Source organism: Enterobacter sp. E20 (genome assembly GCF_000801755.2).
GTDB classification, from domain to species: Bacteria; Pseudomonadota; Gammaproteobacteria; order Enterobacterales; family Enterobacteriaceae; genus Enterobacter; species Enterobacter asburiae_B.
On the sequence record NZ_CP012999.1, the window covers coordinates 1,731,018 to 1,744,438 of the forward strand.

12 protein-coding genes are annotated in these 13,421 nt (G+C 39.0%); all 12 read left to right on the forward strand.

Annotated features, from left to right (window positions below):
* Genes NI40_RS23835 through NI40_RS08195 form a run of 12 tightly spaced genes read left to right on the forward strand, consistent with a single transcriptional unit; the run spans position 1 to position 13,420 of the window.
* Positions 1-486: a hypothetical protein gene (locus tag NI40_RS23835; protein ID WP_039261825.1), complete on the forward strand. Its 486-nt coding sequence runs from the start codon at positions 1-3 to the stop codon at positions 484-486.
* The gene (locus tag NI40_RS08155; RefSeq protein WP_039261827.1) at positions 486-2,006 is read left to right on the forward strand and encodes a phage portal protein; all 1,521 of its coding nucleotides are present in this window, start codon (positions 486-488) and stop codon (positions 2,004-2,006) included. Before NI40_RS23835 ends, NI40_RS08155 begins: the two co-directional genes overlap by 1 nt.
* Positions 1,960-3,873: a phage major capsid protein gene (locus NI40_RS24080; protein ID WP_039261829.1), complete on the forward strand. Its 1,914-nt coding sequence runs from the start codon at positions 1,960-1,962 to the stop codon at positions 3,871-3,873. Before NI40_RS08155 ends, NI40_RS24080 begins: the two co-directional genes overlap by 47 nt.
* A gap of 11 nt (positions 3,874-3,884) precedes the next feature.
* Positions 3,885-4,184, forward strand: a complete 300-nt coding sequence (locus NI40_RS08165; RefSeq protein WP_039261831.1) for a hypothetical protein — start codon at positions 3,885-3,887, stop codon at positions 4,182-4,184.
* Position 4,185: 1 nt separating this feature from the next.
* On the forward strand, positions 4,186-4,623 hold the full coding sequence (locus NI40_RS08170) for a hypothetical protein (RefSeq protein WP_039261833.1): 438 nt from the start codon (positions 4,186-4,188) through the stop codon (positions 4,621-4,623).
* Positions 4,624-4,625: 2 nt separating this feature from the next.
* A complete protein-coding gene (locus NI40_RS23845; protein ID WP_139152904.1) occupies positions 4,626-6,317 on the forward strand; it encodes a hypothetical protein in 1,692 nt (563 codons plus the stop codon).
* Complete coding sequence (locus tag NI40_RS22655; protein ID WP_039261835.1) at positions 6,314-9,136, forward strand: hypothetical protein; 2,823 nt, start codon at positions 6,314-6,316, stop codon at positions 9,134-9,136. Before NI40_RS23845 ends, NI40_RS22655 begins: the two co-directional genes overlap by 4 nt.
* A gap of 56 nt (positions 9,137-9,192) precedes the next feature.
* A complete protein-coding gene (locus tag NI40_RS08175; RefSeq protein ID WP_032659437.1) occupies positions 9,193-9,666 on the forward strand; it encodes a hypothetical protein in 474 nt (157 codons plus the stop codon).
* Positions 9,667-9,706: 40 nt separating this feature from the next.
* Positions 9,707-9,997, forward strand: a complete 291-nt coding sequence (locus NI40_RS08180) for a hypothetical protein (protein WP_032659434.1) — start codon at positions 9,707-9,709, stop codon at positions 9,995-9,997.
* A 56-nt stretch (positions 9,998-10,053) separates the two neighbouring features.
* The gene (locus NI40_RS08185) at positions 10,054-10,365 is read left to right on the forward strand and encodes a hypothetical protein (protein WP_139152905.1); all 312 of its coding nucleotides are present in this window, start codon (positions 10,054-10,056) and stop codon (positions 10,363-10,365) included.
* Positions 10,352-12,814, forward strand: coding sequence for a hypothetical protein (locus NI40_RS08190; protein WP_039261839.1), 2,463 nt, complete (start codon positions 10,352-10,354; stop codon positions 12,812-12,814). The genes NI40_RS08185 and NI40_RS08190 overlap by 14 nt, the downstream gene beginning before the upstream one ends.
* 51 nt (positions 12,815-12,865) lie before the next feature.
* A complete protein-coding gene (locus NI40_RS08195; RefSeq protein WP_039261841.1) occupies positions 12,866-13,420 on the forward strand; it encodes a hypothetical protein in 555 nt (184 codons plus the stop codon).
* Position 13,421: the final 1 nt, after the last annotated feature.

Consider the following 13,421-nt stretch of genomic DNA (forward strand, 5'->3'; position numbering starts at 1 on the left):
ATGGCAACACGCAGCGTTGATTTCACCTCAGATATTATCAAAGGTGAAAGCATTGTGTTTAGTTTTGCCGCAGATTCTACAGTAGATATTGTTGGTGTGGATGGTTTAAAGCAATCATACAGCTATCCATACACAACAATAGATACTTCAACATGGAAACCAGGTGCATATACAGCAATTATTAATGATACAACATTTGCTGTACGTACTTTCCAGATAGTAGATCCAACTGCGACAGCTAATAAATACAATCAATACCTATCAATTATTGATGAAATAAATATTGTCATAGAATCCAAAGTACAAGGCGGTGGTGTTATCTCACAGAGCATCAACAATAAAAGCCTAACAACTGAATCTATGGACTCATTACTAAGACTACGTACCCATTATATGAAACTTGCTAATCAAGAATTAGCACGTATGAAAGGGCTTTCCTCTGGTAATCCAATTAAATCTATAACAACTTTTAACAGGGGTAAATAATGTTCTGGAAAAAGAAACGAATTGATGAACCTGTACAAGAACCACAACAACCAAAACAATTTGAACGTAAGCAGCTAACCGATAATGCACTAAAACGTGAACTAAAAGAAATCCGTACTAACTCACAATCACCGATTATCAGTTTTGGATTCTCAGCAGGTAATACGGCAGGTAATATTAATAGTATTATCAATATGACGTTGCCAACATTAGTAGCTAAATCACGTGAACTAAGTCTAAACAACGGTATAGCAAGAAAGTACTTTCAAGTGAACTCTGATGGCGTTACAGGGGCATCCGGTTTATATATTCGTCCTGATGTAAATCTTCATGATGATAATGAAGAAAACTTAGCTATCAATGAAGAACTTGAACACTTGTTCTATAAGTACGCAGATAATCCAGAAGCATTTAGTATGAATGGCAAGATGGACTTAGCAGCATTCCAGCGTTTAGTAGAACGTACACGTAGTATTGACGGTGAAGCGTTTATTATTGTTCATGATGTTAACGGTACTGTTAAGTTTGAACTCATTGACACTATGCGAGTACCTGTAATTGGTAATCGTATTTTTGATGATGGTAGTTATGTATCTAACGGCATCCATTTTGATCAACATGGAAAGGCTATTGAGTACTATGTAACTAAGGTTAATCCAACTTCATATACATATGAGATTGGCAACTATGACATTATCCCAGCATCCAGAATGCTTCACCTGATGATTGAAGATTATCCAAATCAACAGCGTGGTATTCCAGATATCGTAGCTGGTACTACATTACTAAAAGACCTTGAAGCATTCATTAAAGCAGCAATCATATCTAAAAAACTTTCAGCCTCAGCAATGGCATTCATTACTAACTCAGCAAGTAATGATGAAGATGTTGATTTTATGAAAGGATATGAACCTGATTACTATGAAAATGACAGCCTACAAAGTGGTGCTTTAGTCGAACTTCAACCAGGGCAGAACGTAACGAGTGTAAACCCAAATGGGGCAACAGATGGTATTACCGAATTCGTTAATGCTCAGATGCAACAGATCGCTATGTCTCTTGGTATTACTGAACAATCGCTAAGTGGTAGTACTGCTAATGCGTCATTCTCAGCAGCGAAGCTAACAGATCGCCTACAACGTCAAACATTTAAAACACGTACAAATGCTTTAACCACATTCGTACTAAAACCAATTTATTCACGTTGGCTAAAAGCTGAAATGTTACGTAATAAGGGCTTGAACCTTAATTTTAGTGATTTCGATAAATTAGTAAACGCTAAATACGTTAGTGAATTCGTTGAATCACTTGATCCTCTTAAAGATGTACAAACACAGGTATTAATGATCGATAACAAGATCAAAAGCCGTTCTATGGTCGTTTCTGAATTTGGCTATGACCCATATCAAGTACTGAAAGAAATTGAACTGGAGGAAGCACAAACAATAAATACTACAAAGGAAGTTATTCAGGATGAAGAAACCACTAACGAGGGAACTAAACCTACAGAAGATAAATAAAGCTATTGATGTAGAGAATCGAACAATTGAAATTGCCTTTGCCAGTGAAACACCTGTTAAACGTGATTTTGGTGAAGGGCTTGGTGTACTAAATGAAATTCTTAAATGTACTCCAGATGCCGTAAATCTTTCTCGCCTACTTAATGGTGCTCCATTACTAATAGAACATGATTTCACTCGACAAGTGGGAGTTGTATTAGATGCGAGAGTAGACAGTGATCATATATGCCGTGCGACGGTAAAACTATCTTCAATTCAAGCAGCAGAAACTATTTTTACAATGATTCAGGAAGGTATCCGTACAAAGATTTCAGTAGGGTACAACATTGAATCATACCATATCGAAGGTGAAAACCTAATTGTAGATCTTTGGTCGCCATATGAAGTAAGTAGCGTATCTGTACCCGCAGATGATTTTGTTGGTGTTTCACGTTCACTAAATACAAATGAAATTCAACTTAGTGAAGGTGAACAAATGGAACTTGAAAACCAACAAGAAGAACTACGAGTTAATGACGTAGAAGAAACAGAAGTTGAAGTACAAGAAAGTACTGAAACAGAAGAAGTAGAAGTATTAGAAACTCCAGAAGAAGTACAAGAACCTGTAGAAGAAACAGAAGTATTAGAAACCGAAGAAGTAGTACAAGAACCTATTGATGAAGCTGAAACAGAAGAAGTACAGGAAAGTACTGGTGATGTTGAAGTAGAAGCACAAGAACGTGCCGCACTAAATAAAGGTGAATCTGACGAATATCGAATTCGTGAGTTAACCGCTATTGCTGAACTCTACAACGTAGATAGTTCGGAAGCAATTAAATCAGGTGTATCAGTTGAACAGTTTAAACAGGAAGTTCAAACCAGATCCCTAAATAAAGAAACAAATCTAATTAACAAGGATGTTAATCTTATGAAAAAAAATGTAATTGGTGAACTAATCCGTAGTATCAACGAAGATAACTTTGATTCTGTAAAGGTTGAACTTGAAAAAGGTCAACGCGGTTTCAAAATGGATTTTTCACGTGCTCTTGGTGCTAATACCGATACTCAAACAGCAGCAGGTACAGTTAAAACTGTTTATGCGGATTCTTATCTAACCGCTCTATTGGCTCAATCCATTCTTGGTAGCCTAAATCCAACTATCTATAGTGGCCTTGCTTATCGTGGTGTACTTTCTATTCCTCGTCTAACTGGTCTAACTCCAGCGGCTCCAGGTAACTTTAAGTTCTACGAAGAAGGTGATGCGGTAACAGAATCTATTTCTAACTTTGATTCAATAAAGCTATCTCCAAAAATGTTCGCGGGTTCTGTACCAGTAACTAAGCAACTAATGCTAAGTTCTGATACCGCAGCTACTTTTGTTCAAGATGCCCTAATCCGCTATGCGGCTAATGGTCTTGAAGCTCAGATCTTCTCTACCCTACAGGCAGCTATTCCAGAAGTGGAAACCGCAGCAGTAGGTACTATGACCGTAGCAGACGTACAAGAAGCTATTAAAGCACTTGGTGTTGCTAACGTTGATGTACGTTCTTGTGTCGCAGTCATGCACCCAAGTACATTGGCTAAACTACGTCAAACCGCAGTAATGGGTAACACCGCAGCCGTATCTATGGTTGAAGGTCATCGTTTTGATATGTGGCTAAACGATGAAGTACGTGTAATTGAATCTACCTTTGTTGAAGCTGATTCTGTAATCATCGGTGATTTCCGTAACCTAATCATTGCTAACTGGTCAGACGGTCAAGAAATTGATGTAGACACTACTACTCACCGTGCCGCACAAATTACTGTATTCCGTTCATTCCAGTACTTAGCAACCGCTATTGCTCATGATGAAGCGTTTGTAAATCTAAAAATTAAATCCGCTTAATGGTGAAATAAATGAGAGCATTTTTTAGTAACTCACAATCAGAGTCACTACTTAATGCTTTTGGTGAAAAGCTCGTCATTGTTCAAGATGGTGTATCAATAACGATTACCGCAATTTTTGAACAAGACGAGCTTTTTTTCGATGATAGTAAAACTACCGTAACATATTTTAGTGCTAAGTCAGGAATTAAACTAAATAGCACCTTCACGATTGATAACACCGAATACGTAGTAAATAGAATAGATGATGATACGAGCGGTATCTCTAACTATCACTATGTTCGCAAGATCGATTTAGAAGAGGAAATATAATATGTTCACGGCAGACTATTCAATAAGAAAGTATTTGATTAATAAATTAGCAGTGATTGTTAATTTACAATATCCATCAAAAGCCTCAGTAGATAATACTACAATGGTTTACATTGGTGATTCTTCTGTACAACGTACACAGATAGCTAAAGCAAATCAAATTGTAAACAATCAAATCGTACCTTCAACTATTAGAAATTTATGTGAATTTCGAGTTGAGTTTGTAGCTGTCGGACAATCATTTAAAAGTGCTTCAGATGAAATAGAAAAGATTCTTGAAGCACTTTATACATCTGGTTTCTTTGATGAACTAAACCAGCAACTTCCAATGCCATTATTCAATATCCGTATTGAAGATAGCCTAATGACTACTCAAGCCGAAGCAACGGAAACCGCTTATGTACACACGCAAACTCTATCTTTTAGCTATGGGGAATAATTATGGCTCAAACATTTTTAGGGAATCTAACTACAGTATGGATTAATACCGATACAACCAACGTTGATCCAAATGTCCGTACTTTTGTTCAAGTAGAAAACCTTTCAGCATTTCCAAGTTTTAGTGAATCAACTTCTGTTTCAACTGTAGAAACATATGATAGTACTTACACCTCTAAAGTAGCGGGTGATAGTTCATATGGTGATATGACTATTTCAGTTAACTATATTCCAGGTGAAAACGCCGTACTTGATTCTGTTGTTGATTCTCAGCAATTAGTACAGGTCAAGGTAGAAATGCTTGATGAAGGTTCAAACGATACTACCGTAAACTATGTGCTTTACAACGGTTACTTATCCAGCGTTTCCGATACGTCGGATATGGATCAGGTTGTTACCCGCTCATACGTATTCACACCAGAAAGCCAGGTATCAGCAGGTATTCTTGATGAATCAGTAGTTGAACTCTATCGCGGTGATTGGGGTGTTGGTTCGAACGGTAACGAGTTTCCAAGCTATCAAGGCCGTGACGGTAACTCATTCGTTAAGATCGCAGCAGCCAACGCACCAACAGGTGTTGATATGTTGGGTATCACTAACCTTGATGGTTCTAACGGTACTCAATTGGTAATGAGCAAAACCGGTACGCCAGTACTCAACTTTCGTAACTTCTCAACAGCAAGTAACGGGGCATGGTACAAGGTCTACACCAGTGCTGATAAACCAACGCTAACAGAACTTGGTGCGGCAGCCGCTACCGATCTCAGTTACTACGTACCAATCACACGTACTGTCAATGGTAAAGCACTTACAGCTAACATTACTCTGGTAGCAGCAGATATTAGTGATGTTTACTCTAAGACCTACATTGATTCAAACGTAGTACCGAAAGTGTTTCAATTAAACGGACACGCATTATCAGGAACGGCGTTGAACTTAGTAGCGGCAGATATACTTGATGTGTATTCACAGACACAGGCTAATAATACCTTTGTAGCTAAAACAGTTACTGTTAACGGATTGCCTTTAAGTAGCAATATCACACTAACGGCAGCACAACTTACTGATATGGCATCTTTAGCATATAGTAATAGTACTTATGTGCCTAAGACGTTCTTAATCAATAACAAGCCATTATCTGGTACTAACATTCAATTAGTAGCAGCAGATATTAGTGATGTATATTCCCGTACTGAAAGCAACGGATTGTTTGCGTTACGTATCACTACAATTAACGGTTATGCTTTAAACAGTAACGTAACCTTGAACTATAACGATGTAGGAACGTATTCAAAAGCACAAATTGATGCCAAAGATGCCGCACTACAAGCGAACATTGATACCAAAGTAACTATCACTCAAGACCTTCTAACAATAAATAACGTAGAAGATACATTAGAACTTGATATGTCTGATGGTAAACGTGTTTTCAAAGCAACTCTAACAGCACCAGTAACACAACTCAGTGTTATAAATGCGAGTGGAAGTAATTTAAACAGCCAAACTATCACGATGTTATTAACACAAGGAACAGGGGCAAATAAAATTTCATGGCCTTCTAATGTTAAATGGTCTTATGGGCGTGAACCAGTATTAACCTTTACGAAAGATTCAATTGATGTAATTCAATTCTTGTCAATAGATGGAGGAAGTACCTGGTACGGCTCCTTACTAATGGCGGATCTACAAGAATGATAAGAAAACAAAATATCAGCAATGCCCAACAGATGATTGAAGGGCATTGGAAATTTTTAGAACGTAATACTGGTTTAGTTAATGATAATAAAACAGATCACTATGTACTAAACCCACAAAACGTTATATGTAACAACAGGCATTTTATAGCGGAAACGGGATGGGAAGCACAACCGGACGGTGATGCAACCACAGAAGGACAATCCTTAGCAATTCTTGGTGCTATCTATGCGTATCAGGCAACCAAAGAACCGTACTACCTACAACGTGCTAAAGACTTTTTCAACGCCTATCACATGGCGTTCTTCCGTGGTGTAGCGTTTCCTGATCCACCTGATGGTTCATTGCGTTGTAACTGGATCTGTAACGGTAAGGCTCCAGTACTGGCACATTACCCATTAGATCCAGAGTATCCAACTCACGGCGGGTTCAAGGGCGTATTGTTCACATGGACGAACGGACAAACACAGATACCTCATGGTTCACCTAACTACGGTGAATACCTCGATGCTGTATGGTTTGCCTTTCCAGAACGGGCGGGTCTTGGTTGGAACCAGGTTAACGCAACTGCCTACGCATGGTTAGCCAGTGAAGATAGCATTGATTGGGATACTAAAGCCCCTACTTATGATGTTGATTGGATTGTTGACCGTACAGGCCGAAAGGTAGATAGCAATGGTGATGTACTGGCAGAAGGGCTAACAAGTCAGATCGGTACAGTCCAGCTCAAGGACACGTCTATAAACGGCAATTACCGATTCAATTACGCAACTAAAAACCCTGTATCAGAGGGTGGTTATCTCATGGGGCGTAATGAGCGTTGGCACAACAGGCCAGTAAACGTACCTATTGATAACTATGGTACGCTCGACTTTTCTGATAACGCCTCAGATGCTGAATTGTGGTTCTGTCAGGCATGTAAATTACTATGGGATATTACAGGCGAACGTATCTATTACTTAGCATGGCAGAATTCACTAATTACTTGTACTGGTTATTCTGATATTGATAAATTTGATATGTTCTTTCGTAAGAGTGCTATTGCTTTAACGCCTTTTACAGATGGTATCTCATACGATTATTTCTATCCAAGTGATCAAGTAGCATCATATTCACGTGATTCAGATGGCTATATTGTCATAAATCAAAGTGCCTCAGCACAAACAACACTTGAACAACAATCTATATGGTTCAAGTTTAATAATAGTTCATCATTCCATGTTGAATATAGTGGTGTTGATACAACTGGTAAGCCGTTAAGCCTTGCTGTAGCTATGACAGTTAATAAAACAAAAACAGAAGATGGTGCTATTAGATACCGTTGCGGTTTACCTATTACTAATACAGATAATAGTATTATTTCAATGGATATTCCAATGAACCACTTTACCAGAATTGCTAAACCTGATGGTGGACAGTACTTAACCGCAGATATGCGTATGTTATCTGACTATGGGGATAATACAGTAACTTCACTTCAATATGTTTCCGGTATCGCTGGAACGTACTATGACAACGTGATTTCTACTACTATGGATTCTGACGGTAGTTCTACAGTTGGATTCTGGATCTTTGATGATGAAACACAGGACTTAAACAGCTTCACATACAGAACATATGCTGATGATTTTAATATCCGTATTGTTGATGATCTTGGTTGGCGTTGGTGGACTATGCTACCAGCAAGTAACGGGGCATGGGTAACACAAACGTTTAATGTACTGGATTTTAAATTGAGTTCTTATCAACCGGATCATGAAGAAGGTGATGAACAGCCCGGACAACCAACACTAACAGGACGTGAAGAGTTTACGCTATTACTTGATACCGATCCGGTTGATGGTGTCTCAGGGCGTATTGACTGGTATTGTGTTAACGATTTGCCAGCACTTTATAATGATGGTGGTACAGGGGATTATTCAGTACTGGTTTCTCTAACTTTCAACGATAGTACCAGTAGTGGATATACAGCACGTTTAGGTGATTGTGTAATTCGTAATTACATGCTTGATAGTTTGTCATATACACCCGGACTAATACCATTTAGTAACATCACAGATCCATATGCTCAACTGTATTCCGGTTGGCGTGGTCTACCATATCCAGGTTATCAACTACCCGCTATATGGTGTTTCAAAGGTACTACAATTGATCAAACCAGACTAAATAATAGTATTAAGTTCTTATGTGATGCTCAAGATTGGTTTACTAATAAATTCCATCCTGCTTTACCTGGTCCATGTGCTCAGGCTTATGTATGGAACCGTCAGGACGCATTAGCATATTCACCTGATGGACAACCGGATCAATTCATTATGCAGCACTGGTATGAAGAAGCATGGTCAGGTTATGAACCTCGTGCGTTCTTTGGTGGTTGTGATGTGGTCCATGAACTATATCAACGTGGTGATTATGCTATTCCGCAGAACATTATTACGTACTGTAATAACTGGATGAATTACTTAAAGTGGTTCATGAAAAATAATGATGGTCACGCACCAACACGATTTAAAGATACAGGTGAAGTTATCTATGATGGCTTTACAGGTCATATGTCTGGTTTGTGGCTTGCTGGTGCTTCAATGATGGCAATAGCAGGTTATCCAGATCACGAATTACTTGATTTACTATTCGCGGAAATTCAACAGAACTATAACGTAGTTTCAGCTAATCACGTAATGAATGGTGGCTGGTCATCAGCTATCAGAAGTGGAACACCTACTACACCACAGAACAACTCTATGTTCTTTGGATTCTATACAGGTGAACTACTAAGAGGTTTAGCACTTTACATGAAGTACTACAACCAACATATATAAATAAACAGAAGGGGTATCAAGGACTGATGCCCCAAATATATAAAGGAATATTAAATATGGCTTTTAATTCTATTTTTGTAGGCAATAATGTAAAAGTTGAAATCGCTAATGCTCCAGCGGGTGGCGGTCAGGCAACTACTTTTACTGTTGTTGAAGAAGTTGGTGCTTTTCCATCAGCGGCAGGTGCGGAATCTAACGTTGTTAGTGTGAACACTTTCGGTCAACAGTACGCTAAGAAATTGCTTGGTTCTCGTTCAGTACCGGATCTAACTCTAACTGTTAACTGGAAACCAGGTGCGACAGGTCAAGAAATGCTTGCGGCAGCCGCAGCAGCACAAACCCTAATCCAGGTTAAAGTAACTTATTATCAAAATATTGATGATCAAGATGGTGCGGCTTATTACAGCATCGTAAACGGTTATGTAAGTTCTGATGTAGTTAACGGTGATTTTGATGGTGTAGTAACTCGTGATTTCGTTGTTTCCGTTACTGGTGCTCCAATTGCGGTTGGTGAAGTTACTGGTGCGTAAGTACTAAATACTACAAACCAACTAACAAGGATAAAGCGAAATGGATTTTACTAATCTTATGAATGCTATTGGTGTGAAATTAACACCAGTAGTACTAACACCAGAATGTACTGTATACATCAAACTACCAACTATTACCCAACACGCAGAAGTTTCAGATCCATATAAAGCGATCTTCTATTGTGTGGTTGATGAAAGTGGTAAACAGATTTTTGATTCACCTGAACAAGTTGAACAGAATGTTGATTTAACAGTACAACTAAAACTAAATGCCGAGATCGGTAATGTGTTTGCCAAATCCTTTAATGTTGAGGATGTAGAGGCAAAGTAAGACGCGATCCGATTCTCAGACTATCACTATCTTTATTGTATAACAGCGGGTGTAGTGTGGATGATCTCTACACTATGCCCGTTTTGCTTTTCTTCTACCTATTAGTTTTCAAAGAATCGGTTGATCCTGATTCATCACAAATTGAACAAATCAGGCATACAGAACTACTACAGGCAATATGGTTAAGTACTGGCAATATCAAGAAAGAAGATATACCGAAATTTAGTATCTATGAACTCGATTCATTGAACATTATTTCAAATAAAACCTTAGCTGAACAACAAGCAGAGAGGGAGAAGAAGATCGCAGAACAACAAAAAGCAAACATGCTTAATTGGATGGGAGTAAAGCCACATGGCAAACAATAATAAACAATCAATGATATTTGAAATCACAGGTGATGAATCTGGATTACAAAAATCATTAAAAAACGCAGCAAATGATATAGGTGATTTTGGGGATCGTGCTGGCGGTGTGTTCGGTAGTTTCAACACCGGACTATCAACCACGGCTAAAGCTATGTCTGGTTTCGCTGGTGCGGTAGGGGTGGCAGGTATCGCCATTGCCGCCACATTAGCCAACGTTCAAGCTCAATCAGAAAAGGCGTTTGAAGTCTTTCAGGCAGCATCACTATCACAAACTGGCATAGTACAGATACAACAGGCGGCTAATATGTTTGCGGGTGTTGGTCTGACTATGGATCAAGTAGCCGATCAGATGAAAGATGCTAAGGATAAGTTAGGCGATGCTATCACGAATAACGCTGGCTCTATGCTAACCGATGTGATTCAACCATTGAAGTTGAATATGTTTGAGTTACAGAAAGCAGCAGAAAACGGTGAAGATATTATTGCTAAGATTTACTATCAAGCTAAACAAATGGGTTTTAGTCAGGCTCAGATTGTACAGATGATGGAAACCGTAGCTAACGATGCTACTAAACGCATGACTGTATATAGAGAATTCAGTACTGAACAAGAGTACCAAAATAGCCTTGCTAATGAAACTATACAGTTAACAGCAGAGCAATCACGACAATTTGAAGAATATAGAACGGCAACTAATAATCTATCAAGGGCGTGGGATGCGTGGCGAAATTCAACACTTGCCCCTGTTGCTAAAAGCCTTGCTGATATTCTTGATCTAATGACTAAGATACTCAACAGTAAGCCAGTGGCAGCAGCCGCAGCAGCTACGAGTAAGCAGGGTATACAGGCAGTACAGGAATATCAAAAACAGTACCAACAACAGATACAGAAAAACTCTTCTATCTATGGTGCTCAGATGGTAGAGGAACAGCAGAAGCAACAAGAAGCCAATAACAAAACCTTTGAGAATCTTTTAGCAAATCTTGATGCCGCACATAATCTACTTGATAAACAGAAAGAAGAATATAACAAAGGTTCAGATAGAAGTGTTATTGATACAGCGTTGAAACCTTATCTATCAGCTAAGCAGAAGACACAAGCACAGATTGATACTCTTGATGCTACTCACAAACAATTACGAGCAACTATTAAAGATTCTTTAGTACGTGCATATAAGGGTGATGAAGCGGCAATGAATGCCGATTTAGCTAAACTTGATGAAGGTTATAAAGCTAACCGTGAGAAGTTAGTAAAAAGCCTAACAGCCGATGAAGATAAAGCACGTGAAGATAAAGCTAAGAAAGATGAAGCAGCAGCCAAGAAAGCACAAGCCGCACAAGATAAACTTAATGAACAAACTAAAAGAGCAAAAGCACTATTAGAACAAACCCTATCACAGATCGGTACTAACGAAGCTCAGATACGTATTACTCGTTTTAACTATGAACAAGATGAAATTGAAAAACGTATCAGTACAGCAGGTAAATTAGCTGGTAAGAGTGAAACTGAAATTACAGCAATGTTAGATCAGCAATATAAAAGCCGTGCGACTAAGTACAAAACTATGGTTGATGAAATGCTTGCTGAAACAGACCGTTTAAAACAAGCACAAAACATTGCCGCAATTGCCAGTGATCCGAATGCCACACCAGAGGCTAAAGCCAAAGCAGCAGCAGCGGGTAAGACGTGGACAGGTGACACAGCAGGTCAGGGTTTAGGGTATACAAACCCATTAGACTTCTCACCAGATCCAACGAAAGTACAGCAAGTAAACACTGAACAGCAAGAGAACCAGGATGGGGCTAAAGCTCTATACGATGCCAAAGTAATTGGGTTCCAGGAGTACCAGGATCAGCTAACAGCGATTCAGGCCAACGCCGATATGAAACGTGGTCGATTAACCGCAGACGCCTTAACCAGTACTTTAGGTATGTGGCAAGCTGGGGCAGGTGATGTAGGAACTATCATGGCTGGGGTTTTCGGTGAGTCATCAGCAGCGGCTAAGGCAGCTTTTGCCGTAAGTAAAGGTATTGCCATTGCTCAGGCAGTGATCAACATCCAGCAGGGCATATCCGAAGCAATCAAACTTGGGTGGCCTATGGGGATCGCAGCAGGTCTACAGGTAGCAGCTCAAGGTGCGTCCATTGTCCGTACTATTAAAGGTACAGCTATTCAGGGGCAAGCCCATGATGGTTGGGATTCACTACCAAGTACTGGTACATACAATCTTGAAAAAGGTGAACGTGTAGTAGGTAAATCACTAAACCAGGATTTAACAAAATACTTGAGTAATCAGGATGGTAGTAAATCAGGTGATATTAAGATTGACGCACCGTTAATTATTAATAGTAATGGTCAAATCTCAGATTCAGATTTCCAAAAGATGTGTGATAAACACGCTGATACTATTGTTCAGGCAACACGTAAATCTCAGAAGAATAACGTATAAATATCATATGGCCCACATGGATTGTGGGCTAACTATTAAAGGAATAATAATATGTTAAATAACACTCTTATTAGTGAGTTCATGTTAACGGACAATATACCGCAATACCAAAACCAAACATGGACAGGTGAAACTATTACACGTGTTGTTGGTTCGCAGTACTTTACCCTTAGTTTCAAAGTTACCTTAAACAAGATGAACCGTGCTGAACTCGCTAACTTCTACGCTTTATATGGTCAGGGCAAACCGTTCTCTATGCCTCTTGGATGGTGGAGTACATACAACGGTACTCAAACATCACAAGTACAGGCAACAGCAGCAAGGGCAGCGGGGGCAACATCCATTGCCGTTAATGCTAATACACTTGAAGTTGGTACGTTAATTCAATTCAACGGACACAAGAAACTATACCGAATCATAGCCAACACTGGCAACGTGATTAGTATCTTCCCTGGATTAATCAAAAACATCCAACTTGGGGAAGTAATGAAATATGACAATATTCAAGGTTCATTTATTCTTACACCACAGAACGCAGCATATCAGATGCCAAGTACAAATATTATGGAAGTGACAATAAATGCAACCGAAAACATCAGAGGTTAAT

Excerpts from the sequence above, each read along its gene's own strand:
- NI40_RS23835 (WP_039261825.1), top strand. The coding sequence starts at position 1 with ATGGCAACACGCAGCGTTGATTTCACCTCAGATATTATCAAAGGTGAA.
- NI40_RS08155 (WP_039261827.1), top strand. The coding sequence starts at position 486 with ATGTTCTGGAAAAAGAAACGAATTGATGAACCTGTACAAGAACCACAA.
- NI40_RS24080 (WP_039261829.1), top strand. The coding sequence starts at position 1,960 with ATGAAGAAACCACTAACGAGGGAACTAAACCTACAGAAGATAAATAAA.
- NI40_RS08165 (WP_039261831.1), top strand. The coding sequence starts at position 3,885 with ATGAGAGCATTTTTTAGTAACTCACAATCAGAGTCACTACTTAATGCT.
- NI40_RS08170 (WP_039261833.1), top strand. The coding sequence starts at position 4,186 with ATGTTCACGGCAGACTATTCAATAAGAAAGTATTTGATTAATAAATTA.
- NI40_RS23845 (WP_139152904.1), top strand. The coding sequence starts at position 4,626 with ATGGCTCAAACATTTTTAGGGAATCTAACTACAGTATGGATTAATACC.
- NI40_RS22655 (WP_039261835.1), top strand. The coding sequence starts at position 6,314 with ATGATAAGAAAACAAAATATCAGCAATGCCCAACAGATGATTGAAGGG.
- NI40_RS08175 (WP_032659437.1), top strand. The coding sequence starts at position 9,193 with ATGGCTTTTAATTCTATTTTTGTAGGCAATAATGTAAAAGTTGAAATC.
- NI40_RS08180 (WP_032659434.1), top strand. The coding sequence starts at position 9,707 with ATGGATTTTACTAATCTTATGAATGCTATTGGTGTGAAATTAACACCA.
- NI40_RS08190 (WP_039261839.1), top strand. The coding sequence starts at position 10,352 with ATGGCAAACAATAATAAACAATCAATGATATTTGAAATCACAGGTGAT.
- NI40_RS08195 (WP_039261841.1), top strand. The coding sequence starts at position 12,866 with ATGTTAAATAACACTCTTATTAGTGAGTTCATGTTAACGGACAATATA.